We start from the raw sequence: 24,949 nt of genomic DNA on the forward strand, positions 1-24,949 counted from the left end.
ACGTTGAAGTTATTCTATGATTCTTGTTTGTGGATTAATTGAAAAAAGAAAAAAGTCTCCCATAAAATGAGAGACTTCTTTTTTATTCTTCATCTAATAATAATTCAAATTCTTCCTCTTCTTCTTCTGGCTCATGTCCTGCAATAGTATATGAAGCTGCAGTCATTCCAAGAGATTCGCGGATTTTTTGTGAAATTTCATTTTTAATAGCAGGATTTTCTTTAAGGAATTGTTTTGCGTTTTCTCTACCCTGTCCTATACGTTCTTCATTGTAAGCATACCAAGAACCGCTTTTTTGAATAATGTCCATTTCGGAACCAAGGTCCACAATTTCTCCTTCTTGAGAAATTCCTTCCCCATACATAATATCCACTTCTGCTGTTCTGAATGGTGGAGCTACTTTGTTTTTTACAACTTTAATCTTCGTTTTGTTACCTACAATATCTGTACCTTGTTTTATCGCTTCTGCACGTCTAACTTCCAAACGTACGGAGCTATAAAATTTAAGTGCACGTCCACCTGGTGTAACTTCTGGATTTCCAAACATCACGCCTACTTTTTCACGAACTTGGTTGATGAAGATTGCAATAGTATTTGATTTATTAATAGCTCCAGAAAGCTTACGTAATGCTTGTGACATTAAACGAGCTTGAAGACCAATATGAGAATCTCCCATTTCACCCTCAATTTCAGCTTTAGGAACTAGAGCAGCAACAGAGTCAATAACTAAAATTTCAACTGCTCCACTACGTACTAATGCCTCAGCTATTTCTAGTGCTTGTTCTCCCGTATCCGGTTGAGATAAAAGGAGTTCATCGATATTTACACCTAGTTTTTGAGCATAGACAGGATCTAGCGCATGCTCTGCGTCAATAAAAGCCGCTTGGCCTCCAGTTTTTTGAACTTCAGCAATTGCATGTAGTGCAACTGTAGTTTTACCAGAACTTTCTGGACCGTATGTCTCAATTATACGACCTCTTGGGTATCCACCTATTCCTAAAGCTGCATCAAGTGCTAAAGAGCCACTAGAGGATGTTGAAATTTCTCTATCTGTTTTTTCACCAAGTTTCATAATTGAACCTTTACCAAATTGTTTCTCTATTTGTTTTAAAGCCATTTCTAAAGCTGCTTTACGATCATTAGCCAATTGTTTTCCTCCTCAAAAGAAAGTCTGTTTTTATTTCTATCTCTACTATACTAGGTGTTTGAGAAATATTCAAGAAAAAAGCGAACGTTTATTCGTTTATTTTTAACGACAATTTAATTTTTGGACTTAAAAACGACTCAAAATTGAATTTTTGGGTCGTTTTTGATAATGAAAATAAAATTAAATTGTTTTAAAACCTTGTTCGCGAAGTAATCGAATTAAGTAATGAATAGTAAATTTCACAGCTCTCAGTCTATTAGTGTTTCTCATACCCGAAAGACTTAACTTATACGACACTGGTGCCATATCATTTAAAGCAATACCTATCCAGACAGTGCCAGCCGGCTGGCCACCATGAGCATCTGGTCCAGCTGCCCCTGTTATGCCAACACCAATATTTGTATTAAATTTTTCTTTAATACAATTAGCCATAGCCTCAGCACATTCTCTAGATACTACCCCAAATGAGTCTATTATTTGCTGATCTACGCCAAGTTGATCGACTTTGATAGACTCGGTATATGTAATCATACCTCCAACTAATACTGCACCCATTCCTTTAACTGCAGCAATTTCGGATTGAAATAATCCTGCAGTCATGCTTTCTGCGGCAGAAATAGTTAATTGATTTTCAACTAGTATCTCTTGAAGCTTAGAGGCTAAAGAGTCGTCATTGTACCCATATACATATTCACCTACACGGTCAAAAATCTCTTTTTGAAGAACCTCAATCTTTTCCCATGCTGCAGCTTCTGAATCACTTTTAGCTGTCAAGCGTAACGTAACTTCCCCATCTGAAGCGAGTGGAGCCAATGTAGGGTTTGTTTGGTTATCTAATAAGTCCTGTACCCGCGTTTCCAGTTCTGCTTCACCAATACCATAAAAACGCATTACATGAGACAAAATAACCGTTTCTTCATTGAGTAATTTTAGCAGTAATGGTTTTGCTTCAAATTGGAACATAGGCTCCATTTCTTTTGGTGGTCCAGGTAAAAGGATATACGAGTGATTCTCTGATGTAAGTAGCATCCCGGGAGCCATCCCATTCTTATTCGGCAATACTGTACAGCCTTCAAGTACTAATGCTTGTTTTTTATTATTTTCGGTCATTTCACGGTTCATTCTTTTGAAAAAGTCTTCGATATAAAGTAACGCTTGTTGATCAAGTACCAATTTTTTGTTTAAATGAGCGGAAATAGTTTCTTTTGTTAGGTCGTCTTTTGTAGGTCCTAAACCACCTGTGAAAATAATTAAATCTGCACGTTCTTCCGCGATTTTAATCGAATCGATTAAGCGTTTCGGATTATCTCCCACTACCGTGTGAAAATAAACATCGATTCCTAATTCAGCAAGTTGGGAAGAAATAAATCGGGCATTCGTATTTGAAATCTGCCCTAACAATAACTCTGAGCCTACAGCAATTATCTCTGCTTTCATCTAACAATACTTCCTTCCTATCACTTAGAATCAAGTAACACTCTACGATTTAAATAGAAGTAATCAAACCCAGACCATAAGGTGAAAATGAGACATACATACAACATAATCATATCAAATGGGATAGAGAACAATTCAAAAAAGACATTCCCTAATAACAATGAAGATATTGCAATGATTTGTGTCCACATTTTAATTTTACCTAACTGGTTCGCAGCAACTACTTCTCCTTCGTTTGCAAGTATTAAACGTAGTCCTGTTACTGCAAATTCACGGCTAATAATTAATATTACTACCCAAGCAGGAGCCATTCCAAACTGAACTAATATAATAAGAGCTGCAGAAACTAATAATTTATCTGCTAATGGATCTAAAAATTTCCCCATATTAGTTACGAGATTATATTTTCTCGCGTAATAACCATCAATAAAATCCGTAATGGATGCAATGATAAAAATAATCGCTCCAATTAAATGACCTAAAGGAATTGTAGCTCCGAGGAAGCTAACATCCCCCCAGTTAAAATCTACAAGCATAAAAAACATAAATACTGGAATTAAAAAAATGCGAAACATGGAAATTTGATTTGGAATATTCATTTTCATTTACGACAAACTCCTTTCTTATAAGACCAAAAAGCCATCTAAATAGATGGCTATTTGTTGAACTGTATCACTAAGTTTTGAGTAGTACTATCTGATTTAAATTCAACTGCTTGATCGTTTATAGATACTGTATTTCCAGGTGTATGGCCTAAACGGATTCGCACTCGTGTTAATGCACTTGCATCATACTCAAATGTTTCACCTGCATTAACTGCTTGATCAACTAAAATTTTGTTGTCCTGGTCTCTAATATTCAGCCAGGTTTTATTTGTTGCAACAATTTTAACTAAATAAGACTCTGCACCAGTTAAATCATATGTTGTTGTTTCACCTTGCGTTTCTACAAATGTTAACTGTTGTTCCGGCTTAGTTTCTTCAACAACTTCTTCTTGTACTTCTTCGTCTGGTTTTTCTTCCTCAGTTGGTGTAACTGGATTCTTTTCCTCTGTAGGTGGTTTTGTTTCCAGAGTTAAAGCGTTGTCAGTTTCAGCTGGATCCGTTTCATCATTCTTCGGTGAATTTTGAAATAAAAACCATAAAATCACTATAATAGCGATAGCAAAAAGTGCAACTACTAGCATCGGAAAAACTTCCATAAACTTGCCCGTTGAACGACCGCCTAATGATCTTCGAGAAGGCGTTGTAGTTATATTCTTTGATACTTCTTCATTCATCGGTGTTGGAATCTCCGATTTATAAGTATCTAATAGTTCATCCCCGTTTAAACCAACGGCTTCTGCATATTGCTTAATAAAAGCACGCACATAGAATGAACCAGGCATAGTCGCATAATTTCCTTCTTCTATTCCAGCCAAATATCTCTTTTGTATTTTTGTGATTTCTTGTAAATCATCAATACTAAATCCTTTTGCAATTCTCGCCTCTTTTAAGCGAGCACCTAGTTCTGTCACTTAAAACACCTGCCCGTTTAAAAATTAAATCCACCAAATCCGCCAAACCCACTCATCCCTTTGTCGGACATTCCGTGGTTTTTCTCCATCATTTCGTACGTAATTTCCTCGTCTGGGTTATGACGAAGTTCAATAATATAGTCGAAATCATCAATAGAGTACTCCGAATGTTGGATAAACATGTCCGGGTGTTCTACTACTTTAATAGTAGGCATCCGCATCATTTCTCTTACTAACATTTGATGTTTCTCATCGTTTGACTTTCTTGTTACTATACCATCTAAAATAAAAATGTTACGATCACTAAACTCGTCCCCTGCAAGCTGACTTCTGATTGTTTGCTTAATCATTGTAGAGGATAGAAAAATCCACTTTTTGTTAGCACAGACACTAGCAGCAACAACTGATTCCGTTTTACCGACACGTGGCATACCTCTAATACCAATTAGTTTGTGGCCTTCCTGCTTAAATATTTCTGCCATGAAATCAACTAGCAAACCTAGCTCATCTCTTACAAATCGAAAGGTCTTTTTATCATCTGCATCACGTTGTATATACCTTCCATGTCTAACAGCTAAACGGTCTCTCAACTTAGGTTCCCTAAATTTGGTTAATTGAATCGTTTCCATCGTAGAAGCAATATGCTCAAAGCGTTCAATATTCTCTTTTTTTTCGGCTTTAATCAACATTCCTCGACGGCCTTCGTCAACACCATTAATTGTGACGATATTAACTCGTAGCATACCAAGTAAAGAAGAGATATCTCCCAAAAGTCCAGGACGATTTATTTGAATGTCATATTCAAAAAACCATTCACTTGCCATAGTTATCTGTCCCCTCTATTTAGATGACGTTTCATTTCATTATAAGTTCTATCATATATGATTTTTGAGATGAATAAAAGAAAAAAAGAAAAGAGCTACATGATCCCTCTCTTTTCTTTTTACATCAAATATACCATCCACCATTTACTCGGATAATTTGACCAGTTATATAATTTGCTTTCTCACTTACTAAAAATTCGACAGCATTTGCCACATCATCCGTAGTACCAAATACACCAGCAGGTATTTCTTCTAATAACAGATCTCGTGCTTCCATATCTAAATGATGATTCATTTTAGTATCAATAAATCCTGGTGCAACAGCATTGACTGTAATTTTCTGCAAAGCCACTTCTTTTGCATATGCTTTCACAAACGCATGCTGAGCACCTTTTGCAGCGGAATATGCTACCTCATAAGAAGCCCCGGTGTCTCCCCATATAGAACCTACAAAAACAATGGAGGCATTCACATTTTTTCGAAGTTTGGGTGTAAGTTTTCCAGCTAAATAAATTGGATGTTCAACATGCACTTGGAAAAGATCTCGTATTTCAACTAATGTTGTCTCTTCTAACCCTTTATACAAACTATGCCCTTGAGCAAAAATAATGGTCTGAAGCGAGAATATCGAGGATACTAAAGATTTTACAGACTCAGAACTCCTCATATCCGCTTGAACGAGCAAAAAATCTTGTTCTGGATAAGAAGACTCTAGTTTTGCTAACAAGCTTTTTACAAGTTCTTCATTACTAGCAAAATGTAAGTACAATGACCAACCAGCTTCAGCAAGTTTATAACTGATTGCATGACCAATCTCACCTGATGCACCTACAACTAAAGCAAATTTGTTAGTCATTTTGCTTCTTCTCGTTTGGAAGAACGGTAAATACTGTATGCATTTCACTGTTAGTTAATGATTCAAACGCATGTTTTACTTGTTCCATCGTTAAGTTTTCCAAAGCAGGGACTACATCAAATAAATTCATCTTGTTAAACGAATATCGAGTAAATTGATTCGCGATATATTCAATAGAATTTAAAGCACGTAAGAAAAAGCCAATCTTTTTACGTGTAACACGCTTTAAGTCATCTTCCGTGTATTTCCATTCATTCTGAGTGTCTGCGATTGTTTGTTTAATGGAAGCAACAAGTGCTTCAGGATTAGTGGAATCTGAACCAATCATAGTAAATCCATAGCCATGTTCCATTGAAAAATCCGCAGAATATGATTCATCAATATATCCTTTTTCGTATACATCTTGATAAAAGACTGAAGTTCTACCAAAAATTAATTCGACTGCCACCTGCATGGAAAGTTCATAATTCAACATTTCATTTCCAAAGATATTTGTATTATTTGATTTAATTCCGAACATAACTTTAGGTTTTTGTACATCCATTTGGAGAGTACGTTCTTGAATATCAACAGATAATTGCTCATTTGGGAAAAATCTTTTTATTTCCTGCGGTTTTTCAAATGATTTGGACGCTTGATCCTCTTTTATAAAATTCATCATTATCTCTGGATCCACTGCACCGACCACAAATACCATCATGTTAGATGGATGGTAAAAAGTGTTGTAACATTCATATAAATGATCTGCAGTTATTTTATTGATAGATTCAACTGTTCCTGCAATATCAATTTTCACAGGATGTTCTTTATACATATTTTCAATCGTACCAAAATACAATCGCCAATCTGGTTGGTCGTCATACATGGTAATTTCCTGGGCAATAATACCTTTTTCTTTTTCTACTGTTTGTTCTGTAAAGTAAGGTTGTTGAACAAAATCAAGCAAAGTTTTTGTATTATCTAACACATGATCTGTGGACGAAAATAAATAAGAAGTTCTCGTAAACGAGGTAAAAGCATTAGCCGAAGCACCTTTTTCACTAAACTGTTGAAAAACATCGCCTTCTTCTTTTTCGAACATTTTATGCTCTAAAAAATGAGCAATTCCGTCTGGAACGATTACAGGTTCCTCTTTGCCAAGAGGGATAAACTCACGATCAATTGAGCCATAATTAGTTGTAAATGTTACATAGGTTTTGGAAAATCCCTTTTTCGGTAAAATATATACATTTAAACCATTCGGTAGTTGTTCATTGTATAAAGTCTCATCTAATTGTTGAAAATAAGTTTTATTCATTCTCCGCACCATCCTTACCAGATAGGAAATAGACGAATTCCTTCTCTATCTTAGAAGCCATTTGTTGAATTTGGTCTTTTGTCACATTAGACCATTTTTCAAACCAATCTTCTACTGTAAATTCTTCATTCAATTCTTTATATTGATCATAAATTTCAATTTGTGCACGAGCAGAATCTAACGCTTCCTTTAGTTGGTTCTTTAACATCGATCTCGTTTGATTTATTTCTAAATCAGAAATCTCACCAGCTTGCATTACCTTCAGTTGTTCATCAATCAGCTGTACTGCTTTTTCTTGTAAGTTCGAATCTATTCCAGCTAACACGAATATTAAACCATACATCGATGAATAACTACTAGATGCGTAATAAGCCATACTTTCTTTTTCCCGAACATTCATAAATATTTTTGAATGAGCAAATCCACCAAAAATCCCGTTTGTCATCTGCATAATTGGAAATTCTTCAGAGAAGAAAGTAATTGGTGTGTGATAGGCAATATGTAATTTACCTTGTTTCATCTCTTGTATTTCATGTAAAAATTCGTTTTTATGACCTACTTTTTGTGTATCGTGTTTGGATGATACTTTATCTTTGCGAGCTGTAAATGGGAAGTGACTTTCTATTTTCCCTTTGATGTCATTAACATCTACGTCACCAACTATGTAAATAGATAATTCATCATCGTTTATTATTTTTCTATGCATTTCAACTAATTGATCATTTGTTACTGCTTGAACTGCAGGTACCGTTCCATTTGAAGAAATGGAGGCAGGTTGATCTGGACGAATGTTTTCGAGCAAACGTTGTTGAGCATATCTAGTTTTATCATCATACATGGATTGAATTCGTTCGATAACTTGTTCCTTCTCACGTTTTACGATGGAATCAACAAATTTACCATTTACTAAAAGGGGTTTATAAATTACTGTGGAAAGCAAGGAAATTACTTCGTCTACTACCTTTTCATTAGACAAATAAGCATCATTTACAGTTTCAGCATTCAACGAAAAGATATGATTATTACCTTTTTTTATCGTATCGAAATATATAACTGCCCCATATAATTCATCTACACGTTTACGAAATTCTGAATTCGTAGGATATATTTCATTACTATATTGAAGTATATTGGCAAGTACTGCACGAATTGAGGCATCTTGAACAGTAATTGGCTGTTTCCATTTAAATGAAATATTAATTGTTTTAAATTGTTCTGTCGGTCTAACATAAAGCTTAACACCATGTGCAAGTTCATACTTCTGAAACATGTTGTTATCCCCCTTTTTCTATATAGTTTACTCTATCTTCTATTCACTATACATCTTCCTTTTAAACTATGCCAAATAAAAGGGACCAAATAAATTTGGTCCCTAGGTTGTAGAAAAAAGAAAGTTTGCTAATTGGTCTCGTCCATTCTCTTTTTTACCATAATTTTCTATTAATAAGGTAGCATTTTATTGGTTTGCAGAAGCGGACACTTAAGAAGTCCTCATTAAGATTTCATAACAGGATGTGAACGACAAGATGTTCACATCCTCGATTTTTATTTTAGACCCGTTAATTTCCGTTCCAGGCGGACGCGTTCCGCCGGCATGGCTTCAGACGCTTCCCTCACTTCGCTCAGTCCAGGGTCTTCACCTCATGCTATTCCGGCTGGAGTCGCCGCCTTCACTACAATTAACTATTATCCGCTTTTCAATTAGGAAATCATCATGCCATTAATAGTGGAAGTTTTTATCACTTACATTTTTTCAACTAGTCTTTATAGAAAATCGTTGAAAAAGGCGACACTTCTGCTGGAATAGCGTTAGCCGAAGACCCCGCAGTTGAGGGGAAGGCAATCTAAGTTCGCCGCATCCTGCGGCAACGATTGCATGACCAACATCGTGTTGGCCTAGGAGTCTAAGGCGCCTCGTCCTGAGGCGATGCCTTCATGACCAACATCGTGATTGCCCAAGCGGCCCGGCGCTCGCTCGTGAAAGCGAGCGGTAAGCTTCGGAAACCTGGTCGATCGTATATAATAATAAATTCGAGTTTGTCTACAGTCAAAGGGACCAAATAAATTTGGTCCCTTCAGAATTAACAATATTTAGTGGTTCCTTTGACCATCTACAAAATGATTGGCAATTGGGATAATTTATCGTTTACCTTTTATATATGGAATTCCACTTGCTTTCGGTGCATATGCTTTACCTATAAATCCAGCAACCGCCAAGATCGTCAAGACATAAGGTAGTACATGCAAGAAATAACTTGGTATTTGGTCAATGTAAGGAATTTGCCCTCCCACAATACTTAGCGCTTGAGCAAAACCAAAGAATAAAGCCGCTCCTAGAGCACCAAGTGGATGCCATTTACCAAAAATCATTGCTGCAAGTGCCATGAATCCTTGTCCATTTATAGTAGTATGGCTAAACTCTCCTGAGATAGATTGCGAATAAACCGCTCCCCCTATACCAGCTAGAGCTCCAGATAATACAACCGCTATATAGCGCATTTTTGTAACATTTACACCCATCGTGTCTGCTGCCATCGGATGTTCACCAACAGCACGTAATCTCAATCCAAATGGAGTTTTATAAATAATAAACCAAGCTAGAATCGCTATTGCTACAGCTAAAATCGACGTTGAATATACATCCTTAAAGAACATTGGTCCTATAACCGGGATATCACTTAAAAATGGTATATCAAATCGTATAAAACGTTCTTGAATATAATCTGTTTGACCTTTACCATAAATCATTTTCACCGAGAATAATGCAATTGCGACACCAAGCATATTAATCGCAACCCCAGAAATAGTCTGGTCAGCACGGAAAGATATTGCGGCAACTGCATGCATTAAAGAAAAAATTGCTGAGACAACCATAGCGGCTAGTAATGAAACCCATGGAGTAAAGGCTCCAAAAGTATCTACGAACATTAAGTTAAATAATATACCAATAAATGCTCCCATTACCATCAAACCTTCAAGTCCAATATTAATGACACCTGAACGTTCAGAGAACACCCCACCAATGGCAGTAAAGATTAATGGAGCAGCATAAAAAATCGCTGATGGAATAATGAAATATAGAACATCTAAAAAGCTCATATTATTTCGCCTCCTTTTTCTTGTTCATTTTTTCAAGGAAATAGCGAATAACGTAACCACAAGCTACAAAGAATATAATGATTGCAATAACAATCGATACAATTTCAACTGGTATTCCTGCTGCATTCGGCATATTTAAAGCCCCATATTTTAAAGCCCCAAATAATGTTGCTCCGAAAACCACTCCAAGTGGAGTATTCGCACCTAAAAGGGCTACAGCGATACCATCAAAACCTATTCCAGTAAATCCACCTTTTACATTCGCGTATTGGAATGTACCAAGAGCTTCCATAGCTCCTGCAAGTCCTGCAAAAGCCCCAGAAATAACCATTGATAGTATAATATTTTTATTTACATTCATACCAGCGTATTCAGAAGCATTTTTGTTAAAACCGACTGCTTTTAGCTCGTAACCAGTAGTAGTTTTTTCTAAGATAAACCACATTAATAAAACCATCGCAAGAGCGATGAAAATACCATAATGTAAACGTGAATAGTCCGTCATACTTTCAAAAAATAACGACTTCAAAGATGCGGTCTCTTTAATAGTACCTGTGTTATCTCCTCCATCCGAAATAATTCGAATAAGGGCATTTGTTGTATGAAGTGCAATGTAGTTCATCATAATCGTTACAATTACTTCATGAACTTGCAACTTCGCTTTTAATAGCCCAGGAATAAACGCCCATATAGCACCTGCCAATGCAGCAGCAATAATAGCAAATGGTAGATGTATATACATTGGTAGATCGAAAGCTACACCGACATAAGCAGCTGCGAACCAGCCAACTAAAAGTTGTCCTTCTACCCCAATATTAAACAATCCTGTTCGGAACGCAAAAGCCACTGCTAGACCTGATAAAAGGTATGGTGTTATTTGACGAATTGTCTCTCCAATTGCATATGAATCTCCAAAAATACCATTCCATAATGCAATATAACCTTGTACTGGATCATATCCACTAACAAGCATGACGATAGCTCCGACAAGCAATCCTAAAATAACCGATATAACAGGGACAAGAATATTTACTACTCTATTCGACATGCTGTTTATCCCCCTGGTTCACTTCATTTTCTTTTATGTTTTGACCTGCCATTAACAAGCCAAGCTCTTGCTCAGTTGTATCTTTTGGATATACAGTATCAACAATTTGACCATCATGAATAACCGCGATACGGTCTGAAACATTCATTACTTCATCTAATTCAAATGAAAGAAGTAGTACTGCTTTTCCATTATCACGTTGTTCGATTAAGCGTTGATGAATAAATTCGATAGCACCAACATCAAGACCTCTCGTTGGTAGTGCAGCAATTAGAAGTTCAGGATTACGAATAATCTCACGACCAATAATTGCTTTTTGTTGATTTCCTCCTGATAAGGAGCGCGCAAGTGTATCTTCACCTTGAGTACGAACATCAAAGTCACTAATAACTTTTTTTGCAAGCTCCGACACTTTGCCATAATCCATAATTCCTTTATTCGAAATCGGTGACAAATAGTATGTTTGTAACGCAATATTATGCCCTATTGAAAAGTCTAATACTAAACCATGTTTATGACGATCCTGTGGGATATGTCCAACTCCGGCTTCTGTCACTTGACGAGGCTTTTTGTTCGTAACATCTTGTCCATTGATAGAAATAGTACCTTTCTTAACTTTACGAAGGCCAGTAATAGCTTCTATTAATTCGGATTGTCCATTCCCATCAATACCAGCTATCCCTAGTATTTCTCCTTTACGAACTGTTAAATTTAATCCCTTAACTTTTTCAATTCCTCTGTAATCCGTAACAGTTAAATCTTTAATAATAAGCGAGTCATCAGTAGGATGAGCCTCTTCCTTAATTGTTTTAAAGTCGACTTGTCTTCCTACCATTAGAGAAGCAAGTTCATTTGGATTTGTCTCGGCAGTAATAACTGTTCCAATTCCTACACCTTTACGAATGACTGTAACACGATCAGAAACGTCCATTATTTCTTTTAATTTGTGCGTAATTAAAATAATAGATTTTCCTTCTTGGATAAGTCTTTTCATAATTTGAATTAGTTCATGAATTTCTTGAGGTGTTAAAGAAGCAGTAGGTTCGTCAAAAATTAAAATTTCTGCTCCACGATAAAGTGTTTTCAAGATTTCAACACGTTGTTGCATACCTACAGAAATATCTTCAATTTTTGCATTTGGATCTACATCTAAACCATACATCTCGGATAATTTCTGTATTTTTTTTGCAGCATCTTTAATATTAATAGTTCCATTTTTCGTTAACTCATTACCTAAAATAATGTTTTCAGTTACCGTAAAATTTTCTACAAGCATAAAATGCTGATGTACCATACCTATTCCAAGCTCGTTGGCAACGTTTGGATCAGTAATTTTAACTGATTTCCCATTAACTTTTATTTCACCAGCTTCTGGTTGATATAGACCAAATAAAACATTCATAAGAGTGGACTTTCCAGCACCATTCTCCCCTAGCAGAGCATGAATTTCTCCCTTCTTTAATTGAAGGGTAATGTTATCATTTGCAACAAACGATCCAAACTCTTTACGAATGCCAAGCATCTCTATTACATAATCCAATGAATTCACTCCCTACTATACTAGTACAAAATTAATACAAGAAAGACTTTAAATTTTCATCTTATAGATTATTGGAAATAGTTTCATAATCCATAACCCTTATAACCTGAAATGTCTATCTATTAAATTAGACTCAAAAATCTAATGAAGACTTTAAATATTTAAAATCTTTCATCTACTAATTAAAGAATCATAAAGACCGATAACTCGGCCTTTATGATGTGTGTTACAAAATTATTCTACTGTTTCAGGTACTACGATTTCACCTGAAGCAATTTTATCAGAGAACTCTTTAACTTTTGCTAGAACATCTTCTGGAATAGCTCCACGAGAATCAGCAAGGCCAACTCCTTCTTCAGCTAAACCATAAGTTACTGTTTTTCCACCTGGGAAGTTTCCAGCCATTGTTTCTTTTGCAATGTTTTGAACTGCTACGTCAACACGTTTTTGCATAGATGTAAGAGTTACGTTAGTATCACCAACAGCACCCTCTTCGTATTGGTCAGAGTCAACTCCGATTACCCATACGTTAGCATTTGCATCTTTTGTTTTACGTTCTTTTGCTTCAGCGAATACACCATTACCAGTACCACCAGCTGCGTGGAAAATAATATCTACTCCTGAAGAGTACATACGGTTTGCAGTAGTTTTACCAAGTGCTGCATCATCAAATTTACCTGTATATTGAACATCTACTTTAATACTTGGATCTACAGCTTTAACACCTTCTAAGAAACCAGCTTCAAAACGTTCGATAACCGGAATTTCCATTCCACCAACGAATCCGATTTGTTTAGATTCTGACATTAGAGCAGCAGCTACACCTGCTAAGAAAGAACCTTCTTGCTCTTTAAACATTACAGAAGCAACGTTTGGTGCATCCACAACAGCATCAATGATAGCAAGTTGAGCATCTTTTTGTTGCTCAGCAATAGTTGCAATTGGTTTTTCCATTAGGAAACCAATACCATAAACTACGTCAAAGTCACGACGTACTAAGTTATTTAAGTTTGTATTGTAATCAGCGTCTGATGCAGATTGAAGGTAATCATATCCACCGTCACCTTTTTCAAGACCGTTTTCTTTCCCAAATGCTTCAATACCTTCCCAAGCTAATTGGTTAAATGATTTGTCATCTACTCCACCAACGTCAGTTACCATTGCTAAAGAAAAGTCTTTTGCTCCACTTGCAGTTGAACCTGAACCTTCATTACCTTTTGAAGGAGTAGCCTCATCGTCTTTTGCACCACATGCTCCAAGAATTGTTCCAGCAGCAAGTACAAGTGACAGTCCTAATCCAAATTTACGTTTTGTCAAATTGAAAACCCCCATTTTTTTTCTTATTAGCAGGAATTTAAATCTTTTTACACCCTTTTCCGAACAACATGAAAGCTAAATTTATCAGCTCGAAAATAGTTTTTCGAGTACAAAACTACACGATCATTTTCATCGTAGTGAAGTTGTTTTAATACAAGCAATGAAGTTTCTGGTTCACAGTTTAACGTCGGTGAAGCAATTTCATGATATCCCACTGGATCAATAAATGTTACCGCATGCGAAACTCTAATTTCTCCCGATTCCTCTAATGCATTAAATATAGAACCTTCTTCTCTAACAAGAAAATCATTTGGCAAGTAATTTTCTGGAACTTTATCTATACAATATACAACTGGCTCACCATTTGCAGTACGGACTCGTTCCATCGATATTATTGATTGTTCTTCACTACACTGAAAGCGTTTTATATCATCTTCAGAAGCAAGTGATTGCATAGAACTAAGATAAATTGTTCCCGGTTCCATTCCTGCACTTCGAATCATGGATGAAACACTAGATAATTGTTCAATTCCTGAAGTAAAAACAGGCTTTGAATTAACAAATGTGCCGACACCATGTCTTCTAATAATGACATTTTCTTCTTCCAATAAGCGAAGTGCTTCTCTTAAAGTTGCACGACTTACTCCAAGCGTTTTAGCTAATTCAAACTCTGAAGGAAGCTTTTCCTTTTCTTTGAATATGCCATTGTCAATGTCTTGTTTAAGACGATCAATTACTTGAAGATATAGATGACGATGGTCTATTTTGATTGTCAACGAAAACACCACCATTTTGAAGAGATCAGACCTCCGATGTAAAAGATTCCTACTAATCAGTCATACTATAACATTTTTAATGATTGAAATAAATACTTTTATTAATATTAGAATAAAAGATTTAACGTAAAATTTAACTAAATGTAATGTTTTTGTCATATTATATCTTCAAAGTGTGATACTAATTACCAAAAAATAATTATATATGTCCTCATATTTCTTCATCTAACGCTTGTTTAGATATAAGCACTTGCCGTGGCTTACTTCCTTCATATGGACCAACAACTCCACCCATTTCGAGCTGATCAATAATTCGAGCAGCACGAGAATATCCGATTCTAAAACGACGTTGTAAAAGGGAGACAGATGCAGTCTGCATGTCTGTTACTAATTGCAATGCATCCTCATATAACTCATCTCGGTCTAGTTGTTCTGAAGATTCTTCCACTTCATCTGGAATCATTTCTTCCTGATAATTTGCTTTTTGTTGTTCAATGACAAAATCTACTACTCGTTCTACCTCAGCATCTGATAAATATGCACCTTGAACACGGACAGGCTTCGAACTTCCGGCAGGTAGGAAAAGCATATCTCCACGCCCTAAAAGTTTTTCTGCTCCTCCCATATCTAATATAGTTCGTGAATCAATAGCAGAAGATACTGCAAATGCTATTCTCGAAGGAATATTTGCTTTAATAATACCCGTAATAACATCCACACTTGGTCGTTGTGTAGCAATTATTAAATGAATACCAGCTGCCCGTGCCATTTGTGCAAGTCTCGTAATAGAATCCTCCACATCACTTGAAGCTACCATCATTAAATCTGCTAACTCATCAACTATTACAACTATATATGGAAGTTTTGGATGTTTCTCTTCATTTTCTTCATTCCATTTATCAATGTGTTCGTTATATCCACCTATATTTCGTGTTCCTGTGTGAGAAAATAAATCATATCTTCTTTCCATTTCCGATACAATTTTTTTCAAGGCTTGTGAAGCTTTTCTTGGATCTGTCACAACTGGAGCCAACAAATGGGGAATGCCATTATACACATTCAACTCTACCATCTTAGGGTCAATCATCATCATTTTCACTTCATGAGGTTTAGCTCGCATCATAATACTGATTATTATTCCATTAATGCAAACACTCTTCCCACTACCTGTAGAACCTGCAACGAGTAAATGAGGCATCTTGTTAAGTTCCGCTAATACAGCTTGTCCCGTCACATCTCTACCAAAACCAATTAGAAGCTTTAGATTAGGCTTGTTATTTTCTTTGGATTCTAGCACTTCACTCAGGCTAACAATTGCAACTTCCTTATTCGGAACCTCTATACCGACTGCAGATTTCCCTGGAATTGGAGCTTCAATTCGAATATCTCTCGCTGCAAGTGCTAAAGCTAAATCGTCATGTAGGCTTACAATACGACTTACTTTTACTCCTACATCAGGAAGTACTTCATATTTTGTAACTGCTGGCCCTAAATGAACCTGAGTAACTTTTGCTTTTACTCCAAAACTTAAAAAAGTTTGTTCTAGCTTTTTTGCATTCGCCTGAATTGCATTTAATTCTCCACTTTGATCACTGTGAGTAGGTGAATCTAAAAGTGACATCGATGGGAGTTGATAATCTTCATTTTCAATAACTTCCGATTCCATATTAATTTCTAATGGTTCGGGAGCTTCTGTTGACTCTTCTCTTTTAGAAATTCGTTCCGTAAATGCAGAAATGATAGGAGCCGAATCTTGAATTATTTCTTCTTCTAATGGAAGAGTTTTTTCCTCGTGGGTAGTAACTGCTTCTTCTTGGACCATTTCTTTTTTTGTTCTTCTTGCTTTTCTCTCCGATACTACTGGTTTTGATTTTTTCTTACGTCTTTTAAACAACTCTTTAAATTTAGGAGATACCTCAACTAAATAAGGAACTAGTGCTTTACCTGTTATCAATACTATACCTATAAATAGCAATAGCCATCCAGCTACTTTTGCTCCAGCAGCATCAAACAACACATGAAAAGAGGCAAACAGGATAGCACCAATCATTCCACCACCAAGTGAACTGCTTCTATCTGTAATTCCTCCACTTTCTACTAATACTCTATAACTTTCTCTTAGTACAGAATTTGTTACTAATGCATTTCCATTAAAGAGCTGCTCAAAGAGAGATAAATGACTAAATAACAAAAGACTACTTAATACAAAGGCAAAACCTAATAAAAGTCGATGATTCCAAGAAGGAAATGTTTGTTTAATCATAATAATTAGTGCAAAAACAATTAATAGAAAGGGTACAGCAATATGCCAATTACCGAATAGAAAATAACCTACATACGCTAAACTTTTTCCGACAAGGCCGTATTCATAAAACGAGATAATTGCAATTCCAATAACGATTAATCCAATAATTTCATACATTAATGGATGTAACGTTTTTTTGGCTGCTGCTTTTTTGACTGGTTTTTTCCTTTTTTGTGCCATCTAAGTCACCTGCTTTCCTCAAAATGATAAAAAGGATTTCCTTCCGCAATAATCGGAAAGGAAATCCCAGGCTGTTGACAAACGCTTTCATTCTTGGTTGCTGTACTTCGTTGTAAGCTCATGAACTCTAGTTCTATTCGCTTCCGCCTCGTACTGGCGCGCATGCCCACAGGATGTGGGTCATGCAACCGTTGCCGAAGGACACGGCGTACTTAGGTTGCCTCGACTGACAAACGTTTTCAAGACAGCCTGAAGTGACACCTTCGAAAATTGAAATTGTCTACAACTTTGGACTAACTTTCATACGGAAAGGAAATCCTTATATACTCACATTAATATTCCATAATAATCGGGATGATCATTGGACGTCGTTTTGTTTGTTGGAATAAATATGAATTTAGCGTATCGCGGATTTCTTGTTTTATGTTTGTCCATTCAAACGTTTCTTTATTCACATATTTTTCAACAACTGTTTTTACTAGTTTAGCAGACTCATCCATTAACTCTTCGGACTCTCTTACATATACGAATCCTCTTGAAAGTATTTCTGGTCCAGAAGCAATTTTCTTTTGAGCACGGTTTAATGTTACAACAACTATAAATATACCGTCCTGTGATAAAAGCTTACGATCACGTAGAACAATATTACCTACATCCCCTACACCAATACCATCAATTAATACGTTACCAGCTTGAACTCGTCCGCTCATTCTCATTTTTCCATTTTTATATTCGACAATATCTCCCTTATCTGCAATAAAAATTTCTGATTTAGACATACCAATATCTTGAGCTAATTTAGAGTGAGCCATTAACATACGATATTCCCCTTGGATTGGAATAAAATATGTCGGCTTAGTTAAGTTAAGCATCATTTTTAAATCTTCTTGACTTCCGTGTCCAGATACATGGACATTTTTTTCTGAAGTCAATACTTTTGCACCCGCTTTAGCAATTTGGTTCATCGTTGAATACATCCCAACCTCCATCCCAGGAGAAGGGGTAAACGTGATCAATACTGTATCTGTGTCTTTAATTTTTATATCTTTGTGATGTTTTCGAACCATTTTTTCTAATGCTTCTAGGGGCTCCCCTTGATTGCCTGATACAATTACAACTATATCATTATCGTTATACTTCGATATCTCTTTTATTGGAATAATGGTGTCTTCTTCCACTGTAAAATAGCCTAAATCTAATCCAATTTCAAATATATTTTCTAGGCTTTTTCCTGCTATCGCAACTTTTTTATGGGTTTCTGCAGCTTTATCTAATACTTGTTGAATACGTATAAAATTTGAAGCATATAAAGATACAAGGATACGTCCTTGAGAAGCGTGGAATGTTTCTGATAATTGGTTTTCAATAACTGCTTCTGAAGTTGTATATCCTGGTCTTTCTGCTTCCGTTGAATCAGATAATAAAATAAATACCCCTTCTTCACCTAATCCGGCAATTTTTGCGATATCAGGGCGATATTTTCCTTTAGCTGATTGGTCGAATTTAAATTCTCCTGTATGCACAATTGCGCCCTCTGAAGTATGAAAAACAATACCGAGTGAATCTGGTATACTATGTGTCGTATGGAAAAAAGTCACATACGTATTTTGGAAATTCATACGGCTCTTATTCGTTACTTCAAAGTATTTAACCTGTTGCTTTGTAGGCAAAGCTTTCATATGAGTTTTAGCTAAAGCAATTGTTAACTTAGATCCATACACTGGTGCTTGTACTTTTTGCAATAAATACGCAATTGAACCGATGGCATCCTCGTGTCCATGAGTTAAAAATATTCCTTTTACACGACTCTTATTTTCTTCTAAATACGTGATATCTGGTATTACAATATCAATACCTAGCATTTCATTTTCTGGGAACATAAGTCCACTGTCTACTACGAATATTTCTTCGTCAATTTCTACCACATACATTGCTTTTCCGATTTCTCCCACTCCACCAAGCGGTATAATTCGAATAAGTTCATTTTTTACTTTAACCAATTGTTTTCCTCCTAAAATTAACCCGACCAACATCCACTAGTTTTCATTATATCGAACGTCAACGATTCGCACAATAATAAAAGCATAACGCATACTCATATGAATTAGTATAAATTAAAAAAGTGCCTATTGTGGTGCTTTAAGCATTAAATCTCTTTCATCACGCTAGCGAAAGGCATTGGAAAGAGTTTGGTTTCAACATTACAAGGACTTTTTGAAGGGCAATCATACAGCGCCCTTCTTTCTGTTTCCCTCTTTACCTTTTGGAAATAGCTTTGTACTACTTTGAATAATTAAAGAACAGTTAGTTTCATCTACTTGCAAATCACATAAAAAGACTGAACATGTCTTCATGTCTAAGTCTTTTGACAAACCAGGTTTTCCGAAACTTACCGCTCGCTTTCCGGCGCACGCCCGCGGAAAGCGTCCGCCTGGAACGGAAAAATACTGCACTTTTTAAAATAGATGCTATGAAGAAAGAGGCTGCCCCAAAAAGTCATTTTTTATGACTTTCAGGACAGCCTCTTATTATTATTTACTCTCTAAATAACTTTCCCAAATTCGATCGAATGCTGTTTTTTCTTCTGGAGTCATTTCCACTAAAGGTAAACGTAAGGAACCTACTTCTAACCCTATTTTTGAAAGGGCGTATTTAACAACAACTGGATTTGGATGTTCAAATAAAGCTTTCATCACTGGTAAAATTCGTTGATGGATACTTGATGCTTTTTTATGCTCACCTGCATGAAATAATTGAATCATCTCTTGCATTTCGGTTCCGATAACATGAGAAGCAACCGAGATTATTCCTGATCCACCAATTGCAATCAGTGGTAACGTTAAAGAGTCATCCCCACTATAAACTAGAAAATCCTCTTCCGTGTTTGCTAATATTTTTGTCATTTGATCCAAACTTCCACTTGCTTCTTTTACAATTTGAATCGACGGAATTTCACTTAATTCGATAATCGATTCCGGTTCCAAATTAACAACCGAACGACCGGGGATATTATATACAACTATTGGTAATGTAGTCGCATTGGCAATTGCTTTGAAGTGTGCAATCATACCTCTTTGATTTGGTTTATTATAGTAAGGAGTCACTATCATAAGAGCGTCTACTCCAAGTGCCTCTGCTTTTAAAGATAAATCAATGGAAGCAGCTGTATTATTGCTTCCTGTTCCTGCTATCACGGGAACTCTTTTGTTCACTTTTTCTACAACAAATTGTATTAATGATAATTTTTCATCTGTTGATAATGTTGGAGATTCTCCAGTTGTTCCGCATACAACTAGAGAGTCAGTTCCATTAGTAAGTAAGTGTTCAATTAGTTTCTCTGTTGCTATATAATCGATTGATCCATCTTTTTGAAATGGAGTAACCATTGCTGTAGAAACTTGACCTATATTCATTTTTCTTACACCTCTTTTAGTATGCCCTCTTCAATTAAAGCTTCAGCAATTTGTATGGAGTTAAGTGCTGCCCCTTTTAACAAATTGTCTGAAACGATCCACATATGGAAGCCTTTCTTGCTTGAAGGATCTTTTCTAATACGGCCGACAAAAACATCGTCTTCATCTTCTGCAAAATATGGCATTGGATAATGTTGTTGCTCCGGTTTATCTTGTACAGTGATACCTTTCGCAGTTGAAAGCACTTCTCTGATATCATTTACTGTTACATTTTCATTATCTACTTCGATATAGACAGATTCCGAATGTCCTGTAACTACTGGAACACGTACACAAGTTGCAGCAATAGAAAGTTCAGACATAGACATTATCTTTTTTGTCTCGTTCATCATTTTATGTTCTTCAAATGTAAAACCATCTGTTTCGAACACATCAATTTGAGGAATAACGTTTCCTGCAATCGGATAATGCTTTTCCGCACTTTTCACTGGCAAGATTTGTGGTTGTGGATTTTTCACTTGAATTGCTTCACTTTGAACAGTTAGCTCTTCAATTGCTGCAGCCCCTGCTCCTGAAACAGCTTGATAAGTAGAAACGATTACTTTATTTAAACCAAATTGTTGACGGATAGGTTCTAAAGCACAAACCATCTGAATAGTAGAACAATTCGGATTAGCAATAATCCCTGTTTGCTCATGTAATACTTGTTTATTTACTTCAGGAACAACAAGAGGAGTATCCTTATCCATACGGAATGCACTTGTGTTATCAATAACAATAGCACCTCTATTGCTTGCTTCTTTTGCCAATGCTTTCGATATAGCGCCACCTGCAGAGAAAAAAGCAACGTCTACTCCTTCAAAAGAATCAGGTGTTGCTTCTTCAATTGTATAGGATGAACCATTTACTTCTACTTGTTTACCTGCTGATTTTTTAGAAGCTAATAGCTTTAAAGTCGAATAGGGAAAGCTTCTCTCTACTAATTTTTCAATAATTTTTTGACCAACTGCACCAGTCGCTCCGACTACTGCTACTGTATAACCTTGTGACATAAAAGCTCTCCTCCTAAAATCAAAACATTTTTGCGATATTGTTTCATATTATACATGAAAATACATGAAAATACACTATCTATTATATTTATAATGAATGAGTTATAAGTAAAGGCTGTAATTGCTTTGATTGAATAGCATGTTCAACGGTTGGTATGATTTGAGTAAAGTCGGCAATTAATGAGTTTGGTTTTTTATGAGGATTGTCTTGACCAAAGGGGATAAAGTAAATATTTTTGGTAGAAAGCAGTTTCATTATATTCATACCATTTAATCCAAGTGCATCATTCGTTGAAATACCTAATACAACTGGCTTACCGTTTCGTAAAGTAGCTTTAGCAGCCATCAAAACAGGTGAATCAGTTTGTGCATTGGCAAGCTTACTAATTGAATTACCAGTCATCGGCGCAATAACCATGCAGTCTAATGGATTTGTCGGTCCAAAAGGCTCTGCTTCCACAATTTTAGAAACTACTTTACTTCCACTTGCTTTTTCTATTTTTTCAATCCATTCTTCACCTGTTCCAAAACGAGTAGCTGCTGTTAAAACAGAATACGTAATAATAGGAACAACAGTTGCACCTTTATCTGTAAATTGATTAATCATTGGAATGACTTCCTCATAAGTACAATGAGAAGCGGTTATTCCAAGACCTATTCTAAGACCATTTAACACAAATTATCCCCCTCTAGTAAAGCCAATTGAGTTCGAACCGACCTAGCTAATAAATTTCCTGCATCTTGAGGAAAATACATCCCTGGCAGACTTGTTGGGTTTGCATAATTTTCTGGAATATTTTCACTTGAATCTAATAAGCATCCTGGCTTTGATGCAAGATCAATAATTTTATTAAAAAATATTGTATCTTCATTACTTAACCATTTGGAAGGTATTGTATTAACTAAATAAACTGTTGGATCTTTTAATTTTTCAATTACATAATCTAATGCTTCAATTTCATATCCATAACTTTTGGCTTCAAACAATTGATTCTCGGAGCGTACTGATATGATTACTTTTGCTCCTAAATGATGTAGTGCAAATGCTAGTCTTTTTCCAACCCTTCCATAACCAGTTATGATAAACTTTTTGTTGTACACAGACTGCTTCTCATTTAAATAAAAATAATTAATAAACCCTTCAGCGGTAAGATTTGCATTATCCCAAATCCACGGTTCGTCTTCTAAATAGTAAAATACTTTTCTATTATTCTCGTCACATGCATCCTCTATTTCTTCGTATTTCTTACCAACAAAAAGTAATTCGCATGTACTTGGTAAAGCGAAAGGACGCTCCATCTTCATAGCTTGGATGGGCATGAATACAATATTCGGTTGGAAATCGTGTATTGCGTTCTCAACCTCATCATTCCAAACCATCGTTGAAAATAATTTAACTTCTAAATTCTCGGATAATTCATCTTTGAGGTACTGTAACCGATCATCGGTACCTATGATTGCTAACTTATTGTTCATAATAACCACTTGAATCATTTAAAGAATCTGCTTCATTAAACAAAATACGGTCTTTCCCTATTAGAATAATTTCTTCCCACGAAATAAATTCTTTTTTCTTATTTGCTTTATTTCCTTGAAAAAAAGAAGCTGACTTTTGATATACCTCAAATCCTTGAATCTTCCCCGTAGTTGGATCAAAAAGTAACTCGGTGTTCGCAAGTCTTCCATATCTTGCACCGTCTTTTACTTGGATAAGCTCTTTTTCAGCAAGTTCCGAAAGTAACAACCTTTTCCCTCCCCCTTATACTTCTACTTATGTATATGCCTTTTCCTTAAACAAAGTGAATAGAAAAAAGGACCTGATTGGATGAAATAAAGCAAGAAAAAAAAGCCGATATCTAATCGACTTTTTTAGGCATTATTATAGAAATAGCCGGCTCATGGGCAAATATTTCTTTTGCAAGCTCTTGGACCGAATCCAGTGTTACTTCATCAATTGTTTCACTCACTTCATCTAAGGAACGATGTTTTCCAAAAAGGAGCTCATTTTTTCCATTCCTACTCATTCGTGAATTTGTACTTTCTAAACCAAGTAGTAAGTTTCCTTTTAATTGCTCTTTTGAATTTGTAACCTCAGTCTCCGTCATTCCATTCTTTACGATTGTTTGAATTGTATCGAAAATACAATTCTTTAATTCCGTTAATTGATTACTAGAGGTTCCACCATATATTGCAAGAACACCAGTATCTTCATATGCAGAATGGTAAGAGTAGATTGAATAAGCAAGCCCTTTATCCTCTCGGATATCCTGGAAAAGTCTAGAGGACATACTTCCTCCCAAAATATTATTCAATACAACGAGACTATAAATATTGTCCGCTTTTACACTTAAAGCAGGATAAGCTAAACAAATATGTGCTTGCTCCGTTTCTTTGGAATTTTCTGTATAAGTAGCTTTGAGCTTTGGTATTTCTAGCGTTGCAACTTGTGAGTTTTCACCCTTAAAATGTCCAAATAGAGACTCAATATATTCTAATAATCCCTCTTGTATGTCACCTGCTACGGAAACGACAATATTTTCAGGTATATAATGTTTTTTCATATAGGATAAAATAGATTCTTTTGTAAAGCTGTTTAAAGTCTCTTCTGTCCCTAATATTGGTGAACCTAAAGGATTGTCTTCGTACATAGCTCTCCATAAATATTCATGAACAATATCATCAGGTGTATCTTCCACCATATTTATTTCTTCCAGAACTACCTGTCTTTCTTTATCGATTTCATTTGAGTCAAAAGTAGAATTAAAAAACATATCGGCAAGTATTTCTACTGCATGCGTCGCATGGTGATTCAATACCTTTGCATAGTAGCAAGTATTTTCTTTAGATGTAAATGCATTTATGTTACCGCCGATTCGATCAAATTCTTCTGCAATTTGTTTTGCAGATCTTGAAGATGTACCTTTAAATAGCATATGTTCAATAAAGTGAGTTAGCCCGTTTTCTTCTGGCAGTTCATTTCTCGAACCTGCCTGTACCCATATCCCAACAGCAACAGAGCGTACATGTGGAATATGTTCAGAAACAATACGAAGTCCATTTTCACAAGTAATTTTATTAATCAAATTAACAACACCCCTATTTATATTATTCAAACATTCAAAAAGGTTGCCGTAGAAACTTA

The 24,949-nt window shown here is 35.7% G+C and carries 21 protein-coding genes; all 21 read right to left on the reverse strand.

Annotation, left to right across the window (positions count from 1 at the left end; all coding sequences use genetic code 11):
* Window positions 1-82: 82 nt before the first annotated feature.
* The 21 genes from recA to AM499_RS09220 all read right to left on the reverse strand — a co-directional run bounded on the left by recA (window position 83) and on the right by AM499_RS09220 (window position 24,890).
* Complete coding sequence (recA, locus tag AM499_RS09120) at window positions 83-1,147, reverse strand: recombinase RecA (protein ID WP_256363917.1); 1,065 nt, start codon at window positions 1,145-1,147, stop codon at window positions 83-85.
* A gap of 180 nt (window positions 1,148-1,327) precedes the next feature.
* Window positions 1,328-2,584 (reverse strand): competence/damage-inducible protein A, encoded by a 1,257-nt coding sequence (locus AM499_RS09125; protein ID WP_053589915.1) that lies wholly within the window; start codon window positions 2,582-2,584, stop codon window positions 1,328-1,330.
* A 20-nt stretch (window positions 2,585-2,604) separates the two neighbouring features.
* Complete coding sequence (pgsA, locus tag AM499_RS09130; RefSeq protein WP_053592148.1) at window positions 2,605-3,183, reverse strand: CDP-diacylglycerol--glycerol-3-phosphate 3-phosphatidyltransferase; 579 nt, start codon at window positions 3,181-3,183, stop codon at window positions 2,605-2,607.
* 56 nt (window positions 3,184-3,239) lie between these two features.
* Window positions 3,240-4,100: a helix-turn-helix domain-containing protein gene (locus tag AM499_RS09135; RefSeq protein WP_053589916.1), complete on the reverse strand. Its 861-nt coding sequence runs from the start codon at window positions 4,098-4,100 to the stop codon at window positions 3,240-3,242.
* Window positions 4,101-4,117: 17 nt separating this feature from the next.
* Window positions 4,118-4,924, reverse strand: a complete 807-nt coding sequence (locus tag AM499_RS09140) for a DUF3388 domain-containing protein (RefSeq protein WP_053589917.1) — start codon at window positions 4,922-4,924, stop codon at window positions 4,118-4,120.
* A gap of 124 nt (window positions 4,925-5,048) precedes the next feature.
* The gene (ymfI, locus tag AM499_RS09145; protein ID WP_053589918.1) at window positions 5,049-5,780 is read right to left on the reverse strand and encodes an elongation factor P 5-aminopentanone reductase; all 732 of its coding nucleotides are present in this window, start codon (window positions 5,778-5,780) and stop codon (window positions 5,049-5,051) included.
* A complete protein-coding gene (gene yfmH, locus AM499_RS09150) occupies window positions 5,773-7,077 on the reverse strand; it encodes an EF-P 5-aminopentanol modification-associated protein YfmH (RefSeq protein ID WP_053589919.1) in 1,305 nt (434 codons plus the stop codon). The genes ymfI and yfmH overlap by 8 nt, the downstream gene beginning before the upstream one ends.
* Window positions 7,070-8,347, reverse strand: coding sequence for an EF-P 5-aminopentanol modification-associated protein YfmF (yfmF, locus tag AM499_RS09155; protein WP_053589920.1), 1,278 nt, complete (start codon window positions 8,345-8,347; stop codon window positions 7,070-7,072). The genes yfmH and yfmF overlap by 8 nt, the downstream gene beginning before the upstream one ends.
* A gap of 869 nt (window positions 8,348-9,216) precedes the next feature.
* A complete protein-coding gene (locus AM499_RS09160) occupies window positions 9,217-10,176 on the reverse strand; it encodes an ABC transporter permease (protein WP_053589921.1) in 960 nt (319 codons plus the stop codon).
* 1 nt (window position 10,177) lies between these two features.
* The gene (locus AM499_RS09165; RefSeq protein ID WP_053589922.1) at window positions 10,178-11,224 is read right to left on the reverse strand and encodes an ABC transporter permease; all 1,047 of its coding nucleotides are present in this window, start codon (window positions 11,222-11,224) and stop codon (window positions 10,178-10,180) included.
* A complete protein-coding gene (locus tag AM499_RS09170; protein ID WP_053589923.1) occupies window positions 11,214-12,764 on the reverse strand; it encodes an ABC transporter ATP-binding protein in 1,551 nt (516 codons plus the stop codon). The genes AM499_RS09165 and AM499_RS09170 overlap by 11 nt, the downstream gene beginning before the upstream one ends.
* 234 nt (window positions 12,765-12,998) lie before the next feature.
* A complete protein-coding gene (locus AM499_RS09175; protein WP_053589924.1) occupies window positions 12,999-14,081 on the reverse strand; it encodes a BMP family lipoprotein in 1,083 nt (360 codons plus the stop codon).
* Window positions 14,082-14,128: 47 nt separating this feature from the next.
* The gene (locus tag AM499_RS09180) at window positions 14,129-14,857 is read right to left on the reverse strand and encodes a GntR family transcriptional regulator (RefSeq protein ID WP_053589925.1); all 729 of its coding nucleotides are present in this window, start codon (window positions 14,855-14,857) and stop codon (window positions 14,129-14,131) included.
* Window positions 14,858-15,068: 211 nt separating this feature from the next.
* Window positions 15,069-17,342 (reverse strand): FtsK/SpoIIIE family DNA translocase, encoded by a 2,274-nt coding sequence (locus tag AM499_RS09185; protein WP_053589926.1) that lies wholly within the window; start codon window positions 17,340-17,342, stop codon window positions 15,069-15,071.
* 332 nt (window positions 17,343-17,674) lie between these two features.
* Window positions 17,675-19,342, reverse strand: coding sequence for a ribonuclease J (locus AM499_RS09190; RefSeq protein ID WP_053589927.1), 1,668 nt, complete (start codon window positions 19,340-19,342; stop codon window positions 17,675-17,677).
* Between the two features lie 531 nt (window positions 19,343-19,873).
* A complete protein-coding gene (gene dapA / locus AM499_RS09195) occupies window positions 19,874-20,755 on the reverse strand; it encodes a 4-hydroxy-tetrahydrodipicolinate synthase (protein ID WP_053589928.1) in 882 nt (293 codons plus the stop codon).
* Between the two features lie 5 nt (window positions 20,756-20,760).
* Complete coding sequence (gene asd / locus AM499_RS09200; RefSeq protein WP_053589929.1) at window positions 20,761-21,807, reverse strand: aspartate-semialdehyde dehydrogenase; 1,047 nt, start codon at window positions 21,805-21,807, stop codon at window positions 20,761-20,763.
* An 88-nt stretch (window positions 21,808-21,895) separates the two neighbouring features.
* Window positions 21,896-22,483 (reverse strand): dipicolinate synthase subunit B, encoded by a 588-nt coding sequence (locus tag AM499_RS09205; RefSeq protein WP_053589930.1) that lies wholly within the window; start codon window positions 22,481-22,483, stop codon window positions 21,896-21,898.
* Window positions 22,477-23,301: an NAD(P)-dependent oxidoreductase gene (locus AM499_RS09210; RefSeq protein WP_156316785.1), complete on the reverse strand. Its 825-nt coding sequence runs from the start codon at window positions 23,299-23,301 to the stop codon at window positions 22,477-22,479. The genes AM499_RS09205 and AM499_RS09210 overlap by 7 nt, the downstream gene beginning before the upstream one ends.
* Window positions 23,273-23,551 carry a YlmC/YmxH family sporulation protein gene (locus AM499_RS09215; RefSeq protein ID WP_053589932.1) on the reverse strand — a complete coding sequence of 93 codons (279 nt, stop codon included), beginning with the start codon at window positions 23,549-23,551 and terminating at the stop codon, window positions 23,273-23,275. The genes AM499_RS09210 and AM499_RS09215 overlap by 29 nt, the downstream gene beginning before the upstream one ends.
* 112 nt (window positions 23,552-23,663) lie before the next feature.
* On the reverse strand, window positions 23,664-24,890 hold the full coding sequence (locus AM499_RS09220) for a M16 family metallopeptidase (protein WP_053589933.1): 1,227 nt from the start codon (window positions 24,888-24,890) through the stop codon (window positions 23,664-23,666).
* Window positions 24,891-24,949: the final 59 nt, after the last annotated feature.

This window comes from Bacillus sp. FJAT-22090 (assembly GCF_001278755.1).
Lineage (GTDB): Bacteria > Bacillota > Bacilli > Bacillales_A > Planococcaceae > Psychrobacillus.